The sequence below is a fragment of the Maribacter huludaoensis genome, from assembly GCF_029350945.1.
In the GTDB taxonomy this organism is placed as follows: domain Bacteria; phylum Bacteroidota; class Bacteroidia; order Flavobacteriales; family Flavobacteriaceae; genus Maribacter; species Maribacter huludaoensis.
The window spans coordinates 521,633-540,631 of record NZ_JARKMS010000002.1 but is presented as its reverse complement, the minus strand read 5'-3'; the positions used below and the strand labels follow the sequence as shown (position 1 = coordinate 540,631).

Genomic DNA, 18,999 nt, shown 5'->3' with positions numbered 1-18,999 from the left:
AAATAAAAATGAAAAAAATAAATCATAAATCATTATTAAAAATATTCGCTACTGGCCTACTATTGTTGGGCACAGCATGCGAGACTATAGAGTTAGATCTATTAGATGATCCCAATGCAATTTCCTTATCACAGGCCGATTTGAATTTTTTCCTTAATTCAAACCAAGTAACCTTAGCAGAATTCTTTGAGGGTACTAGCGCCAGTGGCGGTAATGGTGGAATGTCTAACCCAGGTATGGAAGTAACAAGACTTGGACATATGAACGGTCTTGTTTATCAAAACTCCTATACTGCGAACGAATTTAATTTTGAGTGGGAACAGGTTTACTCAACCATAATCTCAAACAACAGAGCCCTTGAACCTTTAGCAATAGAACAGGAAGCTTTTCAACATTTAGGAATAGCTCAGATTATTGAAGCTTATGCCGTAACTACGCTTGTAGACTTTATGGGAGACATTCCTTACTCTGAAGCTGTTGCCGGTGTTTCAAATCCGAGCAGAGACCCAGGAGATCAAACCTACGGGGCAATGTTAGACTTGTTAGATGAAGCTATAGCAAATTTAAATGCAACATCTGCTGTAACTTACACATCAGACTTATTTTATGGAGGTGATAGCGATAAATGGATAAAACTTGCAAATACTTTAAAATTAAAGTTATATCTACAATCTAGATTATTATCATCTGGCGATTCTGAATTTGTAAATAGCACTATTTCAACAAGTGGTATAAATGCTATTATTGCTTCAGGAGATTATATTTCTTCTCCAGCAGATGACTTTCAATTTAATTGGTCATCTACGGATAATAATCCAGACAGTAGACATCCTAGTTTTGCAGGTGAGTTTGACTCTCCCGGTATTATTGGAGATTACATGTCCAATCATTTAATGAACGAATTAAATGCAGGTGTCAATGATAAAACTGTTGTTGATCCAAGATTACGCTACTATTTTTACAGACAGCTAGATAGAAATGCAGAAAATACGGTAGAACAGGATTGCTTTGGTGCACTACCTCCTGCACACTACGGATTTTCAATACCATTTTGTACTACAGATTTTCCTGGCTACTGGGGTAGAGATCATGGAGATAATTCTGGTATACCACCAGATACTGGATCAAGGGCTACTTTTGGGGTTTACCCAGTTGGTGGAGTATTTGATGACAGTTCATTTGAACCAATAGTAAGTAGAAGTATTGGTACACAAGGACAAGGTATCTCTCCAATAATGCTTTCGTCATACGTAAATTTCATGCTAGCAGAATCTGCTTTGACTTTAAATACTACAGGAGACGCTTTAACCTACTTGACCCAAGGTATTACACAGTCAATCAATAAAGTAATTGCCTTTGGTGCCGACCAAGCAGCTGGATCAGGTTTTGAACCAACAGAGACTGAAATTTCAGACTATATTGATCAAATAACTACCAACTACATGAACGCAACGTCAGATGCCGAAAGAATGAATATTATAGGTACAGAATATCATATTGCTCTTTATGGTAACGGTGTAGAGGCTTACAACACGTATAGAAGAACAGGTACGCCAAATGACTTACAGCCAATTAGAGCTGGTGCAGTAGATAATTTTATTAGATCATTTTTCTACCCAACAGTTAGTGTTTCTAACAACTCAAATTCTGATCAAAAAGATAACGTAACGGAACAAGTATTTTGGGATACTAACCCAGCTACAGGTTTCATTAACTAAAAAAAATAAAAATGAAAAACTTAAGAAAATTACTTTACGGCTCATTGAGCCTACTAGTATTCACCACTTCTTGTGAGTACAATGAAACTCCTTTAGATGAGGATATCGTGGCTGCCAACGAAGGTGCTGTTCTTACTACCGTATCCACAGTTGGCGGTACAATAAACAAATTAGATCCAGCTCAATCGACTTTGGAGAATACAGTTTTATTCAACGATTTTGATGAAAATGACACTGTAGAATCTATAGATTTATATCTTCTATTTGCAGATACAACCCCTGTAAATAATGAAGTTATAACAGTAGACGAAGCATTCATAGAGAACGTACCAGGTTCAGCGTTTGCCATAGGAGATTCTGGTTTTCCAGAACATACCTATTCTTTATCTGGGGATACAATGCTAGATTTAGTTGGATTGACAGCTGATGATATTGACGGTGGAGATCTTTTTATATTGAGATATGTTTTAAACCTTACGGATGGTAGATCATTTTCTGCTGCCGATACAGGTGTAAATGTTAGAACTACATCTCATTCAACACCATTTAGATACTCCTCAGTTGTTGTATGTTTTAAAACACCGGAACCTGGTGATTACACTTTGACAATGGAAGATGTTTACGGTGATGGTTGGAACGGTGGTTTCATAACTATTTCAATAGATGGTGTAGAAACAACACATGCTACATCTGGTCCTTTAAAAGTAGAAACTATTACAGTACCTGCAGGTACCTCAAGGTTTTTATTCACATATACCGCTGGTGATTGGGAAGGTGAAAATCTTTACACTTTTGCTGATCCAAACGGTGTAATACTTCTTGAAGATGGTATTGGTGACGGTAATAGAGCCGATGGACCTGCCGAAGGAGAACAATTTAATACATGTGATTAAATATTTATAAAAACATATTTTTTAAAGGCTGTCTTTTAGACAGCCTTTTTTTTATATTAAAGATTAATTAAATTAATTTAGCTGATATGAAAAACTATTCTAAGCTCAAGTTATTTTTAGCATTTATAAGCATAACATTAATTTCATGCAATAGTGATGATAACGTACCTGTAAGCACCATTGATTTTCCAACCAAGGAAGGCTTAGAAGTATTCAACGCCGCTGGGGTATATGACGGTCTTGTATTGGTAAACGATGCATCTGCCAACAGGGTTTATTTAATGGATAAAAGAACCGATATTAAACACGAATGGAACTTAAACGGAAAACGTTTAGGTAACGATGCCAAATTATTGGATGACGGAAGACTATTAAGTATGTTTGAATCTCTTAATCCAGAAATTACCCTAGGGGGATTTGGAGGCTTAATATCTATGTTGGATAAAAATGGTAACGTTGACTGGAGTTATGAATATTCCAATGAAAATCATATAGCACATCATGATACAGAAGTTTTACCAAATGGGAACATTCTATTTTTATCTTGGGAAAAAAAATCTATTGAAGATGCAAACGAAATTGGTTTCTCACAAGAAACAGAAATTATATATGATGCTATTTTGGAGATTGACCCCAAAACGAATGAAATAGTTTGGGAATGGCATATGTGGGACCATATTATTCAGGATTTTGACGAAACCAGACTAAATTTTGGCGACGTACAATCAAATCCAAACAAAATTGACATAAATTATTTAGAAGTTAAAAATGAATTTGGCGATGTAAGTCATGCAAATGGCATAGACTACGACGCCGACAAAGACCTAATATTTTTAAGTGTAAATTACTATAGCGAAATTTGGATTATTGACCACAGTACAACCACGGCACAAGCTAAAACTAGCAGAGGAGGAAACTATAATTTAGGCGGAGACTTAATTTATAGATTTGGAAATCCTAGTGCGTATAAAAATCAAAATGGAACAAGATTATTTAACCGCAATCACCATCCGAATTTATTAGAGGGAGAAAAAAAAGGAAATATTTTAATCTATTCTAATGGAATAAATACAGACCAATCTACCGTATATGAACTTAAAATTCCAGAAAATCTTAATTTAGAATCAAACCAAAATAATGAACCGGAGGTAGTATGGAGCTTCACGGATCCCGATCTTTTTGCCGGCAGGGTATCTGGTGCAGATATTTTACCGAACGGCAACGTACTTATAACTGAAGGAGATTTTGGTTTTTGGGAAGTTTCAAACAATGGCGAAATACTGTGGCGTTACAATACACTCGGTTTTTTCTGGAGAGGCTATCACTTTGACTATACCGATAGTGCCATAATAAACCTAGACCTACCAACCAACTAAGACAATTAACCTTATTATTTAAAACCGCCCAACAAAAGTTGGGCGGTTTTTATTTACCTTTGCCCCATGCAAAAAACCACTCAAATTTATGGCTTGAGAGCCATTATAGAAGCTGTCAATTCAAATGAAGAGATAGACAAGGTATTTCTACAAAAAGGTCTTAAAGGCGACCTTATGAAAGAACTTGAAGGTTTGTTGCGCCGTAATGAGATCAATATGGTCTATGTGCCTATTGAAAAGTTGAACAGACTTACAAAAAACAACCACCAGGGCGCTGTTGCCAACATCTCCCCTATCGCATTTCATACCCTTGAAGATTTGGTAGAAAGGGTTAACGAAAAAGAAGGGCCTGCTTTATTTTTATTATTGGACCAACTATCCGACGTACGTAATTTTGGTGCTATTATTAGAACTGCCGAATGTACAGGCGTGAATGGTATTATTGTTCAAAAGAAAGGTGCCGCTCCTGTAACCGCAGATACGATCAAAACCTCCGCAGGTGCCGCTTATAGAGTTCCCATTGCAAAGGTAGACCATTTAAAAGATGCCGTTTTCTATTTACAGGCTTCAGGAATTAAAGTTGTATCCGCTACTGAAAAAACAGATGATTCAGTTTATGATGTTCCTTTCACTGATTCCATAGCTATTGTTATGGGCGCAGAGGATCGTGGTATTACTCCTTCAATTTTAAAAGCATCTGATTATAGGGCTAAACTTCCTTTACTTGGAGAAATTCAATCGTTAAACGTTTCCGTTGCTTGTGCCGTATTCTTATACGAAGCTGTCCGCCAACGTATGTAACTACAGATCATTTATCTGAATCAGTTTTAGGGCTCTTCTTGAAGATATAGTTGTATTTAAAACCTTCATCATCTTCAAATTCTTCTTCCATGGGTAGTTCCCTGAAATTTCCGTTTTCATCAAAATGCCGTAAGAATAAATCATCTTCTTCTCTAAAATCTTCCTTTTCCCAATCGTATTTTTTGGCAGGCGGAATTCTAGCTTTAATCATTTTGGCAAGTAACAATCCCGTAATAAAACCAGCTAAATGTCCCTCCCAAGACATTCCTTCCTTAACTGGAAATATATACCAAAGCATGCTTCCATATATAAAGACGACAATTAAAGAAAGTGCTACTAGCCTAAAATGGGAACTAAATATTCCTTTAAAAAAAATAAAACTTGCCAAGACATAAATGAGTCCGCTTGCACCAATATGGTAAGATGTTCTACCAATTAGCCAAGTCATTAACCCTGATAATAGTATACCATACAAAACTACTTTCCAGGCAACATCCTTATAAAAGTACCAAAGTGCCGTAAGCAATACGCCTAAAGGAATTGTATTGTTATATAAATGTTTTAAAGAACCGTGAATAAACGGGCTAAACACTACGCCGCGCAATCCCAATAATGTTCTTGGCATTACCCCCATTTCATTAAAGTTCACGCCCAAAATCAATTCCACCCAATACACGCACCATATGGTAATCATGGCAAATAGAGGAATAGCCAGCACTTTATTAGAAAACTTAAAATGTCCAATTTCTGACATGAACTTACTTTTATATCTAGCTAACAATTATATTACCAACGTTTACAAATTGGTCATATTGTCACTACTAAACTTACTTAACATTCAATTGGCAACATACTTTTCTCTTCTCATTTAAGATTATCATATTTTTGTATTATGAACGAACCTTTAGCAGAACGTGTACGTCCTAAAACATTAGACGAGTATATTAGTCAACATCATTTAGTGGGTGAAAAGGGCTCGCTAACAAATCAAATCAAAAAAGGCATTATTCCTTCATTAATTCTTTGGGGACCACCGGGAACGGGAAAAACAACTTTGGCAAATATTATAGCAGAACAAAGTAAAAGACCATTCTACGTGCTCAGTGCAATTAATAGTGGGGTTAAAGATATTAGAGAAGTAATAGATAAGGCAAAACAAGCAGGCGGATTGTTCACGGCTAAAAACCCTATACTATTTATTGATGAAATACACCGCTTTAGTAAATCTCAACAAGATTCACTTTTGGCCGCTGTTGAAAAAGGGTGGGTAACCTTAATTGGGGCAACTACGGAAAACCCAAGCTTTGAAGTAATCCCCGCACTTCTATCCCGTTGTCAAGTCTATATATTAAATGCCTTTGGAAAAGCAGATTTAGAAAACTTGATTAAAAGGGCAATAGAAAAGGACTCATTGCTAAGATCAAAAACAATAGAACTTAAAGAAACCGAAGCATTATTACGGATATCTGGAGGAGATGGCAGAAAATTATTGAACGTTTTTGAATTGGTCGTTAATTCTGAGGAGAGTGATACTATAGTTATTACAGACGAGTTAGTGCTTTCTAAAGTTCAAAAAAATACAGTTCTCTATGATAAAACCGGTGAACAGCATTATGACATTGTTTCTGCCTTTATTAAATCAATAAGAGGTAGTGATCCTAACGGAGCGGTGTATTGGTTGGCAAGAATGATCGAAGGTGGTGAAGATGTAAAATTCATTGCACGTAGAATGCTAATTTCTGCGTCCGAGGATATTGGATTGGCAAACCCTACTGCATTGGTAATGGCAAACACCACATTTCAAGCAGTAACTTCAATAGGATATCCTGAAGCGCGAATTGTACTTAGTCAATGTGCAATTTACCTAGCAACCTCAGCAAAGAGCAATGCAAGTTATATGGCGATAGGAAAAGCACAGCAGGCAGTAAAACAAACAGGGAATTTGACGGTACCGCTTCCATTAAGAAATGCACCTACCAAATTAATGAAAGACCTGGGTTACGGACAAGAATATAAATATGCCCACGACTACCAAAATAACTTTGTAGATGCCGAGTTTTTACCCGATGAAATTAAAGGGACCACATTTTACAAACCAGGAAACAATGCCCGGGAAAAAGCGCTTAGTGATTTTATAAAAAATAGATGGAAATCGAAATATGATTTTTAGAATTTGATATTCAGTTCCTCTTGAACCAGTTTATCGTTCTCATAATATTCAAACACCCATTTACCCTCATTTTGGTAGACCATACCATTTTTTGTATCTGTCTTAGCCATAAAAACATTATCCGCAGAACTTTTCATTAAGGTCATTCTAATTTTTGGAGAGCTATCTACCAATTGATACCCTGTTTCAGTTGCTTGCGCATACCAAATATCTTGCACCACCGGCTTATTAACCTCTACGTTTTTTAAAACAGGTGTCACCGGTGCAGCTTTCTTAATATTAGATGTTACGGGTGTACGATCGTTAAAATATTGAGTTTGCTCGGTTTGTTCAGAAATTACGGCTGTCCTTTTAGTCGCTGTTTCTTCTTCCTTTGCTTTTTCTGTTTTTAAAATAGCGGCTGTTTTAGATTCGTCTAATTTTTTGACATCATTTCTAAAATTTACGGTCACAGGCCCCTCTTTTTCATTTTTAGCACTATAGGTATAGTTCATACCATTAAACGAGCGCATAGATTCTCTAATTGCTTCGCTATACGCTTCTTTATATTGTTTTTTCTTGCTAATACCTTTCATGGTACTAAAAACAACGTTATCATTACAATCTATAAGATTGATTATTGTCTTGGTAGAAAACATACTACTATCATCTTGCAAATCTGCAACAACCCCTAGACATCTATTAAATTTTAAATCTTCCGGCAATTGATCGTCATAGACCGTTGTAAAGCCCTTTCCGGTAAATAAAAATTTTACCAACGTACTTGTTTGATGCTCATTTACATTCTTAAAGGCATCGAACTTTTTTGGAACAATAATGTATTTGTAATCATCTAAGTTAGCTTGCGCATATGAGGAAAAACCTATAAAAGTAAATAGTAATGCAATAACTGTTTTCAAAACGACATAATTTTAAATTCATGGTAAGATATGAAAAAAGCATGCCAAAAAAATAAAAAGAAGCGAAGAAGGTATACTACTATTTACGCCCCCATGAAATAATATTCAACCCAAATTGAAAAGAGGCATAATTGGTAGCCGCTATATTGTTATAGGATAATAAGTTATCGGCCATGGCATAAAAATTAAATGGACCTGCCTGCAAATTCATCCCTAACCCTACATTTGTCTTACTAAACTTATCTATGGTATAAGTTCCTTTAAGTGCTAAAGCATTACCAATTCTGCGCGTGTAAAATCCTGTCAATGCCAATTGTGGACCTCTAGGTCTATTGATCATATATAATTGACCTCCATAAGAATTTCTGTACTTGGTTCGTAACGGCCCCCCATCGTAAGAGCCGGCGGTACAATCACAATTTTGAGAGCTGCCATTACCTACCGGTTCTCCAAAATCATTTCTTATAGAAGCATATAGCTTTGTAGGCCTAAAAGAGATATAGCCTTTGGTGTCAGTATCAAAAGGCACAATTTGTTCAATTTCATCGACTAATTCTTGCCAAAAATCCCTATCTAAACTTGCAAAATTTTCCAACACATCTATTTCTATACCTTCAACAGTTGCGTTACCATTAAGGCTATAACTCTTAGCATCACCGGAATGATATATAAATCCTACATCCAATAAACTGCCTGTTATTGTTGTACGTTCAGATAAATGATAGGTAAACCCAACATCAACTCCCAAACCTAAATCACCACCAAAAAGTGCCCTCCCAATAATTTCATTTGAAAGTGAATCATCATTATTGGCATTTCTTAAAGATCGTAGACCAGATGTGCGCAAAAGTAAATCGGCATTCAAATTTGTGGCAATTCTATTATTTTGTCCTTCTACATTTCTTAAATGCCCGTTATTGGTAGAAGAACTATAATCCGCAATAGCCGAATACAACTTACCTCTTGCACCTAGGGTTAAACTGCGGTCTACTTTTTTATTGATACCAAAATGAAACACATTGACCATAGATCCGCGTACTTTTAAATCTCCCAAATCATATCTTCTGCCCAACTGGCCTGCATTTCCATCATATAACAAGTAGGCATAGTCCTGCGGCCAGTAACCTATATTATCAAATTCAACATAACCACCAAATGAATAAAATATATTTGGATCATTGCTTCTAAATCCGCCATTCAAGTATTCCAGTTGTATTGTTGTGCTTAGCTCATCTTTAGGAGTAAGCACATTTAAGGCGCGCTCTCTAAACTTTATATTGATATCTACTCCGTCATTGGCAAAAATATCGTTGATAGAAATTGCGTTAGACCCACCATAAGCAGAAATACCGGACAACAATGGAACACCTGCATACCATTCAAAATCGGCTTCAACACCAGGGTTAATAGAAAGGGATTGTGGTATTTCATTAAAATCATACAGAATTTGCTTATTCTGTGCCGTGAGGCCCAAAGTAAGCAATATGCCAGCTATTAAAAGGCAGTGCCTTATTCTCATTTTAATTCTAAAGTAAATTGAGCGCTAGAACGTAGCACTATTGCAGGATCTTGTATAGTAGACTCACTAGTATTATCACCTAAGTTAATAGCGGTCAATCTTATTTCAGAAGTAGTTTTGATGATGTCCAAACTTTTACCGGTAGCCCCATATGCAACATCTCGCTGCAATATGGCCGTAGGTGCGGCATCCATACTAAATATTTCGGTATCTAAAACATTTTCTGCCTGATCTAAAAATTCTAGTCTTATTTCTATTGGTTTACTCGTGGTATTCTCTAACTCGTAAGTTATTACTCCGGCCAACACTCTTTTGGTAAAAAAAGGTTCTTCAAAAGCATCAAAATTGAAATCTTGAGTAAAGAAATTGAGTCCCTCAACCCTATTGATCAAGGTTTCTTGTGCTTTTACATAGAAAATACTGGTTTCATAGCTTGGAGCAATTGCCAAATCATCTATCTGATCAAAATCTTGCTCTTCAGAACAAGATGTAACCAGATGAAAACCTACCAAAACCAAAACTAGAATACGTAGCGCTTTAATCACCTTTTTAAAGTTTTTAACAGATAGACAAACGTCTATAATTATAATAACTCTACAAAAAGGATTTTATTTCTTGCAAATCATAAATAATTGGGGCTACATCATGACTTTTTTCCTTGTGAGCATTAAAATGAATGGTATAAAAACCTAGAGATTTAGCCCCGATAATATCTGCCTCTAAACTATCACCGATCATTACTGATTTCTCCGGCAGTACTTTAGCCTTATCCAAAGCCAAATTAAAAATGATAGGGTTTGGCTTTTTTGCCCCCGCCATTTCAGAATCTATGATTTGATCAAAGTATTTATAAATACCTGAGTTTTTTAGTTTTTTTTCTTGTACCTCTTGAAAACCGTTGGTAATAATATGCAGTCTGTAGTTAGATTTTAAATAATCTAAAATTTCTATAGTGTTTGGAAATAGGGTATTGAACGAAGATAAATGACTGATATATTCTTCTGATAACGTATGAATTAAATCATCGCTAGCGGGGTAGCCTAAAGTATCAAAAACCGATTTTAAACGTTGGTACCGCAATTCTGACTTCGTTATTTTATCTTCTCTAAACAATCGCCAAAACTTCAAGTTAGCAGGCACATAAACCTTCAAAAAATCTTCTAAGCTTAAATCAACTTTTTGCTCTTTAAATATCTTCTTGAACGTAAGCGCCGAATTTTGGTCAAAATCCCAAAGCGTATGGTCCAAATCGAAAAAAACATCTGTTACCTTATCTTTAAACATACTGTTGTTTTATTACTTCTGAATAGACATTCATCCAATTCCTATCCTCCCTATTTCCCAAAACCTCATTTGAAAACATTGCGATCAATGTACCATTTACCTTTTTAACCTCGTTCGTAATCAATTGTACTTGATGAAATAAATCTTGGTCCTTTTTAATTTTTGAAAGCGATATATCATGTATAGCGAACGGATGTACTTTTATTGGCTGCTTTACTTCTAACGGAATATCGTAGAACTGAAATGGAGTACAGGTACCTGCCCTAAAACCCAGTTCAAACGTATACCCCATTGTAAAATCATTGGTAAATTCCGTTGCAATCAAATTTCGATAAGTTTGCGGTATATCTACTCTATTATACCTCATCTTACAATTGTTCACCGGTCTATTAATTACCACCTCTAAGTTTGCCTTTTCTTTTTTCAAAAGCTCTAGATCGGAAAACGAACTGTAACTAGCCGCTAACGACACTGGCATATAATCTGCCACATGTTTTATGAGCGACTTAAACTTTATACTATTGGTAGAGACATTTTTATCATACTTGGAATAATCTGCGAACTGAAAAAAGAAGTTACATTTTATCCCATATTTTTTGTGCAGGGCTATAATTTCGGCATAATTATCATAGGGATCCTTTTGTCTGTTGAAACCTACGGCAATACGCTCAACTACTCGTTTTAGTTTAAATGTGCCCAGATCCATTAACATACCAACGATACCACGCACTATACCTCGGTTAGCGTAACAATGAGAGGTGGCAACATCGATAAGGGAAATAAATTCGTATGTTTTGGTTTTATACTCTAAATCTTCAAAACGCTTTTTGAGCGCTTGCAATACTTTGTATGCCCAAATATCGACTACAGGTTTTTGTAGAAAACCGTTTTGAAAAGCAATACTGTCCTTTGGCGAAAACCTTCCATGTATATCTTTTACATGCGGCAAATACTCTTCATACCGAGAAAGCATAAAAAAACTAGCTGCAAAAATATCAAAAGGTATTGTGCTTCTTTCCCCAGCTTGAAAAAAGCAGGGTGTGCCATCCCAATCTCCTATATTCAATTGAATATCATTAATGCCCTGTTCAAACAACAATTCATTGCTACGAATAAAAAATTCATTCTGTAACGGTTGTTTTGTGTAGGTAATTTTAGGTCCCGTATGTTTTATAAACTCTTCTACTTTAGTAGTAAAATCTAGCTCAATACCCAAGATATTCACGAAAATATGCCTCATTACATAGGTAAGACGTGGCGTAATTTTATGCGTATAAATCAATAACATCTATAAAATTTTTTCGTCGGCAAAGCTATAGTAACTTTTTTGGGTAATGATCAAATGATCTAACACTTTAATATCTAAAGTTTCGCTCGCAATTTTTAATTTTTGAGTAATCTGCTTATCGGCCGTACTAGGTCTTAACGTACCCGAAGGGTGGTTATGCGCAAGAATAATTGCTACTGCCCCTAACTCTAAGGCCTGTTTCATAACAATGCGAACATCTACCAAAGTACCCGTTATTCCTCCTTTACTTAACTGTGCCTTGTGCAGTACCTTATTGGAGTTGTTAAGAAAAAGGATCCAAAATTCTTCATGCTCCAAATCGCCAAGCAGCGGTTGTAATATTTCAAATACATCTTTGCTACTTCCTATTTTCTCTATTTTAGCGGCGTCTTCCCCTCTACGCCTTCTTCCTACTTCCAATGCTGCCGCAATACTTACCGCCTTTGCCTCTCCTATTCCTTTAAAAGCCATTAATTGCTTAATGGAAAGTCTGCCCAATTCATTAAGATTGTTATCTACCGATGATAAAATACGCTTAGACAATTCTACCGCACTTTCAGACCTACTGCCCGAGCCTATTAAAATAGCGATCAACTCAGCATCTGAAAGTACGGAACGCCCCTTTTGTACCAGTTTTTCTCTAGGCTTATCGTCATCTGACCAATTTTTAATGGAAAATGAAGTGGATTTATCGTGCATTGGCTAAAGATACAGAACTAATTATTTTATGGTAAATTTATGCATCATTTAAAAAACGATCATGAAATCATTATTAACGGAAGATGGTTACCAAGATATAACATCCAGAATTGAAAAGCTCTCTGAAAATTCTAAAAAAGGTTGGGGCAAAATGACCGTAGGGCAGATGGCCTGGCATTGCCAATATCCATTACAATTGGCCATAACCAATAAGCCGAATTCCTCTAAAGGCAATTGGTTCGTTAGAACATTTTTTAAAAAATCGCTTTACAACGAAAAGCCTTGGAGAAAAAACTTACCGACCTCATCTCTAATGAAAACAGCCGATGAGAAGGACTTCAAAAAAGAAATAGCGAAATTAAAATCGTTGATAGATGATTTCTATGCGGTTCGTACCAGAGATAAATGGTACCCTCACCCTGCTTTTGGAGTTTTTACACCTGAACAATGGGGACAACTGGAATACAAACATTTAGACCACCACTTAAAACAGTTTGGAGTATAATTTAGTTGTTGGTTGTTGGTTGTTGGAAAAAATAAAAGTCCAAGTTCAATAGCAAAAAAGCTTGTTACTTTTTACCCAATTTTCCAGTCTCTATTTTCTCTATACAAACTCTTTGCTTAATACTTAATATTTTGTACTATTCACTTTGCCCTCTACACAAAGCTGTTTACTCTATTCTTATCTTTTACTTTCTAATTATATGCTAATCCCCTAGACAACTATTTAAGATAATTTGGAATCTAATAAAATAATCATGTCATGTATATTCAGTTTTTAGCAAAAAAAACCCTTGCAAAAATTACAAGGGCTTACAAACTGTTATTTAATGAAGGCTATTCAACAGGCTTAGCAACCTTTTCAATTTCTTCCGCCTTTTGTTTAACCTTTTCTCTGTTCTTTTTAATTACTTCTTCTAACTCGTCAAGCTTTTTTTCTGCATTTGAGATTTTCTCTTCTTTCTCCTTAAGTACTTGATCATTTGACCCCTTAACTTCTCTCTCCTTTGCTACTTTTTCTTTAGCAGTTTTGACCTTAGCCCTACCATTTTTAAGAATCTCTTCTTTATTGTTAAGCTCTTTTTCAGTCTCTTTAACTTGCTCTTTCGCAATTGAAGCTCTGTAATTTCCAAATTCCTTACCACTCATTTCGCCCTTATCCCTACCATAAGCATTGCCATTGTTAGACTTTTCTGATTTAGACTTTTTTTCTTTCTGTTCCGTCTTAACTTCATCATCATCATCATCATCATCATCATCATCATCATCATCATCATCATCATCAAGACCCTTTTTTTCTTTAGCCTTTTTACCTTTCTGCTTCATTTCTTCAGCTTTACCTTTTTGGCGATTGGCTTCGTTTTCAATAGATGCTTCTACTTCCCCTTTTTTGCCCTTTCCTTTTTCTTTAATTTTATCCTGGCCTTTCTGTTTCATGTTTTTGGCTTTATCTTTTTGCAACTCGGCCTCATCTTCAACAGACTTTTGAAATTTTTCTTTTTTCTCTTTACCCTTACCCTTTCCTTCAGAATTTCCCTGAGAATAACCAGCAGCTGTTGCAAGTGTAAAAATGACTAATACTAATCCTATTTTTTTTAAAATAACTTTCATACCTTTTTTATTAAATGCTATCTAATTCAGATAATGCAGATTCTACCTCTTTTGCTTTACTTTCTACTTCTTTTGAAGTTTCTTTTAAATCTTCTTCAACGGCTTCTATTTTATCTAACGTTGCATCTAATTCTTCTTGTTCTTTTGCGGTATCTCTACATGAGAAAGCACATAATAAAATAAAGAATACTACTGGAATGTTCAATTTTTTCATAATTTACATGTAATGATTAGTGAAAATGAAACGAAAAACACATCAATTTATTGTCTCACTATTAATTACTTACGATTATGTTTCGTAATTCTTCCAAATTTAGCCCACCATAATTTCCCGAACTCATTAACAATAAAGTGGAATTTGAGTATTTTTTGTTTTTCACAAACTCATGAAAAGACATGGCGTCCGTAAATATGTTTAAATCCTCTCTTTGAAAGGCTTCAGATATTTGTGTTGGTGTAACGGCTTCAAGTTTTTTAATGGCCACAGATTCTGGCAAAAAGAAAATAACCGCTTCATCGGCAGCAGCAAGAGCACCTTTATATTCCTTTAAGAATTCCGGATTAAAACTACTGTACGTATGCAACTCTAAACAAGCAATCAATTTTCTATTTGGGTATTGTTCCTTTACGGCTTTTGTAGTAGCGGCTACTTTACTTGGGGAGTGTGCAAAATCTTTATAAGCTATACTTGTATTCCCTTCGGCTATTTTCTCTAAACGTTTAGACGCTCCTTTAAAAGTAGCAATAGCTTCGTAAAAATCATCTTCATCAACACCCATGTTTTGGCAAATCCACTTTGCACCTGCCAAATTACTTAGATTATGCTTACCAAAAACTTCTATAGGCATAGGGCCTTCGTTAGTCTCTAACAAAGTTTCACCATCTTCAACGTTGTATTCAGGTGTAGTATAAGGCAATTTTCTAATGGCATTTTCAGAAGCTTCAACTACCTCTTTTACTATCTCATCTTCAACATTATATGTAATAGACCCGCCATTTACAATACTGTCTACAAATATTTTAAATTGCTCAACATAGTTCTCAAAAGTTGGGAATACATTGATATGATCCCATGCTATTCCACTTAGCAAGGCAATATTTGGCTGGTATAAATGAAATTTAGGTCTACGGTCTATAGGCGAAGACAAATACTCATCGCCCTCTAAAACTATAAAATCGTTATCCTCGGTCAGGTGTACCATTCTATCAAAGCCATCTAACTGCGCACCTACCATATAATCTACTTCAATATCATGAAAATTAAGTACATGAAGAATCATAGATGTAATGGTCGTTTTACCGTGACTACCACCAATGACCACTCTAGTTTTATTTTTAGATTGCTCATATAAGAACTCTGGATAAGAATAAATGGTGATTCCCAGTTCTTGCGCTTTTAACAATTCTGGATTATCAGCTTTGGCATGCATACCTAGAACGATTGCATCAAGTTCCTCCGTTATTTTTTCAGGAAACCAACCAAATTCTAGGGGCAATAAACCTTTTGCCGCCAATCTTGATTTAGAAGGTTCAAAAATGACGTCGTCACTACCGGTAATTACATATCCTTTATGTTCCAAGGCCAGTGCCAAATTGTGCATGGCACTCCCCCCTATTGCAATAAAATGTATTTGCATTCCTAAAATTTAGGACATAAAGATACGTATTGTGCAATTAAAACTTAGCAATTCTTACAAACCTAAGACGACATAAACATGTAAGAAAATCAATATATTATCGATGAATTACATTAAATTTTAACACTTCCTATCATTATTAATAGTATTCACCCTACATTTTTAACATTTCACAACATATAATTTCTTACAAAGAATTTGGCAAATACTTTTAACCTCCAATATTGTTTTCAACAACCAACCCCCTATTAATGAATAAATTAAAAATTAGGTTCTTAGCCATACTGTTCTTTACGTTTGGTTTCACCACCATGGTACAAGCGCAATGTGCAGGAAATGATGCCAGTGTTGTAGTTTGCGAAAAGGATGCGGACGACACCAATAGAAACTTTGCATTATTCCCAAGATTAGGCGGCTCACCTACTGCTGGCGGCACATGGTCCACCACAAATCCAGAAAATTTCTACGCTTTAAATCAAAGTACGGGAATCGTTGATCTCTGGCGCATTAATAATTATGGCACACATTCCTTTGTATATACAAATACTGATTGTAATGAAACGGCTACCGTATCCATAACCTTAGGCGGTTACCCTGGAGAAGATAATATTGATGGTAGTGCCAATGCCTGCGGAGATGACCCTAACGTTAACCTTCATGGTTTTCTTGGCAGCAATGTAGACGGAAAAGTTCAAGATTTTAATGGTCTTTGGCAAGAAGACCCTAGCACATTTACGGGTCAGTTAGAGGATAATTTTTTCAATGCCCAACAAGCAGGTCCAGGTATTTACACTTTTACCTATACCGTACCGAACGTTGATAGTTGTTTAGGTAGAACGTCTACCGTAATTCTAGAAGTGCACCCACCGCCAAACGCAGGTTTTGCTCCAGTATTAACTTTTTGTGCCGGTGATGATCTATCAGCATATACGGCATTTAACCTTAGTGAACATTTAATAGGTGAGGACCCTAATGGAACATGGACAGAAAATGGAACCGATCAATTAAGTGACCTAAACGATTCTGTCATTAACATTCAAGAAATGTACGATAATTTTGGGTATGCCGATTTTACCTTCAATTACACCGTTTTCCCAAGTCACCCAGTGTGTGAAAAACGAATTTCAGAGGTTAGCATTAGAATATTGCCCAAATTAAATGGCACAGTAGAAACCGTTGACATCTGTGTTGGGTCGGCATATGTCGTTGATCTTGAGTATGACGACACACTCCTGTTCAATGGCGATTTTTTGCTACAATATCTCGTTAACAACTCTTTTGGGGAATCCCCAACAACACTATTAGACGGAAATGGGAGTTTTGTAATAGACCAAGGCCTAGTACCTTTAAATGAAGAGGTTACCTTAGAAGTCATTGGTATTAGAAGCGTAACACCTCCCCGAGATGTTTGCCCTAGGGTCATTGTACCAACAACCACTTTTTTAGTGACCAGTTCAGATATTACTGCCAATGATATATGTGTACAGACAGACAATACTATTCAAATAACTGATATCCTAGATGAGGACGGCAATTTTGCAAGCGGATATTTCACAACAACATATTCCTTAACAACCCCTAGTGGTAGCATCTTAGATTCTGATCCTTTTGAGCTTGAATTTACAGATGGGAACGCTTCGTTCACGGTACCTGCAACTAATTTCAGCTTAGAAGGCGAGTACAGTATAAGACCTACAATAACAGATATTTATGAAACAAGTTGCCCATTAGTAGAGACTTTTACCGTAATTCCTTTACCAGATGCTATTCAGCTAGACCTTATTGTTGACAATAATTGCGATGCCACACAAATAGATGTTTTGGTAGATGCGCCTATTTTACCAGATGGCACCTATACCATAACATATGATGTTACAGAATTAGGTTCCAATACCGTGTTGACCACTAACACCATTAATTTTACAGGGGGTACGGCAGCATATCAAATAGATGTAGACGCGCTACCTATTGGTAATTATACAGCCAATGTACGTAGCATTCAAGATGACACTACACCTTGTCGTTTAGATTTTGAATTCGAGGAAAATGAAAATTTCTCTCGTGGCGGAATGCCAGAAGCTCCTGTGGCAAATGCCATACAAACCTTCTGTTTAAGTGATTTTACCGTTACACCAACTTTGATGGATATTCAAGTTACCGCAGAAGGAGATGTCTTGTTTTATGAAACTGCAACAGACAATGATATTTTACCTATTTCAACGCCACTTGAAAATGGTGAAGATTATTTTGTTACCAATAGTGACCCTCTTACCAATTGCGAAGGTACCGATCGTGTTCAGATAACGGTCAATTTCAGCAATCCTAATGCACCAACCATTACTAATATTAACCCATTGTTCTGCGCAGAAACGAACCCTACTTTAGCGAATGTTATGGTAGATGTTGCCGCAGGCAGTTCCGTTACTTGGTTTAATGCAGCTACAGGTGGTAGCGAAATAGAGGCATCAACAGTATTGGTAAACGGTCAATCTTATTTTGCGGCTACCAACACCGGTGGCTGTAATAGCCAAGAACGTATAGAAATATCACCAACAGTAATTTCTGTAGCTCCAACTACCCTATCATCAGACATGTTGACCGTTTGTGGTCTGGATGACCCTACCGTTGTAGCATTACGGACTTTAGAAAACGAAACAGCAAATGAAGTATTCTGGTTTATAACCGAAACTGGCAGTACAGCGCTAACAGATGACACTCCGTTACTTAAAGACACCGTGTATTATGCTGAAAATTATAATTCCGTTACCGGATGTTCTTCTGCAACACGTGTTCCCGTAACTATAGACTTTAGCAATTGTGATCCTGAAAATTATGATTTCTTTATTCCGGACGGATTCTCACCTAATGATGATGGCAGAAACGACACCTTTTTTGTTCCGAATATAGAAACCATTTTCCCTGATTTCACCTTAGAAATATTGAACAGATACGGTACTTCATTATTTAAGGGCGACATTAACAATCCTGCTTGGGATGGTAGAAATGGTTCTGCCACGGCACCAAACGGAGTTTACTTTTATATCATCAATTATAACAAAGACAATTCAGAGCCTATTCAAGGGCGCTTATACTTAAACAGATAA

At 36.1% G+C, this 18,999-nt stretch carries 17 protein-coding genes; 7 read left to right on the top strand and 10 right to left on the bottom strand.

Annotation, left to right across the window (positions count from 1 at the left end):
• Nucleotides 1-8: 8 nt before the first annotated feature.
• From PXC01_RS07345 to rlmB, 4 genes are all read left to right on the top strand, one after another.
• The gene (locus PXC01_RS07345) at nucleotides 9-1,718 is read left to right on the top strand and encodes a SusD/RagB family nutrient-binding outer membrane lipoprotein (protein ID WP_276471660.1); all 1,710 of its coding nucleotides are present in this window, start codon (nucleotides 9-11) and stop codon (nucleotides 1,716-1,718) included.
• 11 nt (nucleotides 1,719-1,729) lie between these two features.
• Nucleotides 1,730-2,611, top strand: a complete 882-nt coding sequence (locus tag PXC01_RS07340) for a hypothetical protein (protein ID WP_276471659.1) — start codon at nucleotides 1,730-1,732, stop codon at nucleotides 2,609-2,611.
• A gap of 86 nt (nucleotides 2,612-2,697) precedes the next feature.
• Nucleotides 2,698-3,987 (top strand): arylsulfotransferase family protein, encoded by a 1,290-nt coding sequence (locus tag PXC01_RS07335; RefSeq protein ID WP_276471658.1) that lies wholly within the window; start codon nucleotides 2,698-2,700, stop codon nucleotides 3,985-3,987.
• A gap of 66 nt (nucleotides 3,988-4,053) precedes the next feature.
• On the top strand, nucleotides 4,054-4,788 hold the full coding sequence (rlmB, locus tag PXC01_RS07330) for a 23S rRNA (guanosine(2251)-2'-O)-methyltransferase RlmB (RefSeq protein ID WP_276471657.1): 735 nt from the start codon (nucleotides 4,054-4,056) through the stop codon (nucleotides 4,786-4,788).
• Nucleotides 4,789-4,795: 7 nt separating this feature from the next.
• On the opposite strand, the gene PXC01_RS07325 is transcribed toward rlmB, so the two are convergent.
• Nucleotides 4,796-5,542, bottom strand: coding sequence for a rhomboid family intramembrane serine protease (locus tag PXC01_RS07325; protein ID WP_276471656.1), 747 nt, complete (start codon nucleotides 5,540-5,542; stop codon nucleotides 4,796-4,798).
• A gap of 138 nt (nucleotides 5,543-5,680) precedes the next feature.
• Here PXC01_RS07325 and PXC01_RS07320 point away from each other — a divergent pair, with 138 nt between their 5' ends.
• Nucleotides 5,681-6,958, top strand: coding sequence for a replication-associated recombination protein A (locus tag PXC01_RS07320; RefSeq protein ID WP_276471655.1), 1,278 nt, complete (start codon nucleotides 5,681-5,683; stop codon nucleotides 6,956-6,958).
• On the opposite strand, the gene PXC01_RS07315 is transcribed toward PXC01_RS07320, so the two are convergent.
• The 6 genes from PXC01_RS07315 to radC form a co-directional block, all read right to left on the bottom strand.
• Nucleotides 6,955-7,857, bottom strand: a complete 903-nt coding sequence (locus tag PXC01_RS07315) for a hypothetical protein (protein WP_276471654.1) — start codon at nucleotides 7,855-7,857, stop codon at nucleotides 6,955-6,957. The genes PXC01_RS07320 and PXC01_RS07315 overlap by 4 nt on opposite strands.
• Nucleotides 7,858-7,936: 79 nt before the next feature.
• Entirely contained in the window at nucleotides 7,937-9,376 is a 1,440-nt protein-coding gene (locus tag PXC01_RS07310; protein ID WP_276471653.1) for a DUF5723 family protein, read from the bottom strand.
• Nucleotides 9,373-9,921: a hypothetical protein gene (locus tag PXC01_RS07305; RefSeq protein WP_276471652.1), complete on the bottom strand. Its 549-nt coding sequence runs from the start codon at nucleotides 9,919-9,921 to the stop codon at nucleotides 9,373-9,375. The genes PXC01_RS07310 and PXC01_RS07305 overlap by 4 nt, the downstream gene beginning before the upstream one ends.
• 49 nt (nucleotides 9,922-9,970) lie before the next feature.
• The gene (locus PXC01_RS07300; RefSeq protein WP_276471651.1) at nucleotides 9,971-10,660 is read right to left on the bottom strand and encodes a YjjG family noncanonical pyrimidine nucleotidase; all 690 of its coding nucleotides are present in this window, start codon (nucleotides 10,658-10,660) and stop codon (nucleotides 9,971-9,973) included.
• Nucleotides 10,653-11,948, bottom strand: a complete 1,296-nt coding sequence (locus PXC01_RS07295; protein ID WP_276471650.1) for a polysaccharide deacetylase family protein — start codon at nucleotides 11,946-11,948, stop codon at nucleotides 10,653-10,655. The genes PXC01_RS07300 and PXC01_RS07295 overlap by 8 nt, the downstream gene beginning before the upstream one ends.
• Nucleotides 11,949-12,647 carry a RadC family protein gene (gene radC / locus PXC01_RS07290; protein ID WP_276471649.1) on the bottom strand — a complete coding sequence of 233 codons (699 nt, stop codon included), beginning with the start codon at nucleotides 12,645-12,647 and terminating at the stop codon, nucleotides 11,949-11,951.
• Nucleotides 12,648-12,708: 61 nt separating this feature from the next.
• On the opposite strand from radC, the gene PXC01_RS07285 reads away from it, so the two are divergent.
• On the top strand, nucleotides 12,709-13,152 hold the full coding sequence (locus tag PXC01_RS07285) for a DUF1569 domain-containing protein (RefSeq protein ID WP_276471648.1): 444 nt from the start codon (nucleotides 12,709-12,711) through the stop codon (nucleotides 13,150-13,152).
• Nucleotides 13,153-13,484: 332 nt separating this feature from the next.
• Here PXC01_RS07285 and PXC01_RS07280 read toward each other — a convergent pair whose 3' ends face one another.
• From PXC01_RS07280 to PXC01_RS07270, 3 genes are all read right to left on the bottom strand, one after another.
• Complete coding sequence (locus tag PXC01_RS07280; protein WP_276471647.1) at nucleotides 13,485-14,258, bottom strand: hypothetical protein; 774 nt, start codon at nucleotides 14,256-14,258, stop codon at nucleotides 13,485-13,487.
• Between the two features lie 10 nt (nucleotides 14,259-14,268).
• The gene (locus PXC01_RS07275) at nucleotides 14,269-14,463 is read right to left on the bottom strand and encodes a hypothetical protein (RefSeq protein ID WP_276471646.1); all 195 of its coding nucleotides are present in this window, start codon (nucleotides 14,461-14,463) and stop codon (nucleotides 14,269-14,271) included.
• A gap of 70 nt (nucleotides 14,464-14,533) precedes the next feature.
• The gene (locus PXC01_RS07270; RefSeq protein WP_276471645.1) at nucleotides 14,534-15,895 is read right to left on the bottom strand and encodes a UDP-N-acetylmuramate--L-alanine ligase; all 1,362 of its coding nucleotides are present in this window, start codon (nucleotides 15,893-15,895) and stop codon (nucleotides 14,534-14,536) included.
• A 251-nt stretch (nucleotides 15,896-16,146) separates the two neighbouring features.
• On the opposite strand from PXC01_RS07270, the gene PXC01_RS07265 reads away from it, so the two are divergent.
• Nucleotides 16,147-18,999 carry a T9SS type B sorting domain-containing protein gene (locus PXC01_RS07265; RefSeq protein ID WP_276471644.1) on the top strand — a complete coding sequence of 951 codons (2,853 nt, stop codon included), beginning with the start codon at nucleotides 16,147-16,149 and terminating at the stop codon, nucleotides 18,997-18,999.

Bases quoted from the DNA above. Each gene is read 5' to 3' on its own strand.
- PXC01_RS07320 (WP_276471655.1), top strand. From the start codon at position 5,681: ATGAACGAACCTTTAGCAGAACGTGTACGTCCTAAAACATTAGACGAG.
- PXC01_RS07280 (WP_276471647.1), bottom strand. From the start codon at position 14,258: ATGAAAGTTATTTTAAAAAAAATAGGATTAGTATTAGTCATTTTTACA.
- PXC01_RS07340 (WP_276471659.1), top strand. From the start codon at position 1,730: ATGAAAAACTTAAGAAAATTACTTTACGGCTCATTGAGCCTACTAGTA.
- PXC01_RS07300 (WP_276471651.1), bottom strand. From the start codon at position 10,660: ATGTTTAAAGATAAGGTAACAGATGTTTTTTTCGATTTGGACCATACG.
- PXC01_RS07325 (WP_276471656.1), bottom strand. From the start codon at position 5,542: ATGTCAGAAATTGGACATTTTAAGTTTTCTAATAAAGTGCTGGCTATT.
- PXC01_RS07310 (WP_276471653.1), bottom strand. From the start codon at position 9,376: ATGAGAATAAGGCACTGCCTTTTAATAGCTGGCATATTGCTTACTTTG.
- PXC01_RS07335 (WP_276471658.1), top strand. From the start codon at position 2,698: ATGAAAAACTATTCTAAGCTCAAGTTATTTTTAGCATTTATAAGCATA.
- PXC01_RS07265 (WP_276471644.1), top strand. From the start codon at position 16,147: ATGAATAAATTAAAAATTAGGTTCTTAGCCATACTGTTCTTTACGTTT.
- PXC01_RS07345 (WP_276471660.1), top strand. From the start codon at position 9: ATGAAAAAAATAAATCATAAATCATTATTAAAAATATTCGCTACTGGC.
- PXC01_RS07285 (WP_276471648.1), top strand. From the start codon at position 12,709: ATGAAATCATTATTAACGGAAGATGGTTACCAAGATATAACATCCAGA.
- radC (WP_276471649.1), bottom strand. From the start codon at position 12,647: ATGCACGATAAATCCACTTCATTTTCCATTAAAAATTGGTCAGATGAC.
- rlmB (WP_276471657.1), top strand. From the start codon at position 4,054: ATGCAAAAAACCACTCAAATTTATGGCTTGAGAGCCATTATAGAAGCT.
- PXC01_RS07270 (WP_276471645.1), bottom strand. From the start codon at position 15,895: ATGCAAATACATTTTATTGCAATAGGGGGGAGTGCCATGCACAATTTG.
- PXC01_RS07295 (WP_276471650.1), bottom strand. From the start codon at position 11,948: ATGTTATTGATTTATACGCATAAAATTACGCCACGTCTTACCTATGTA.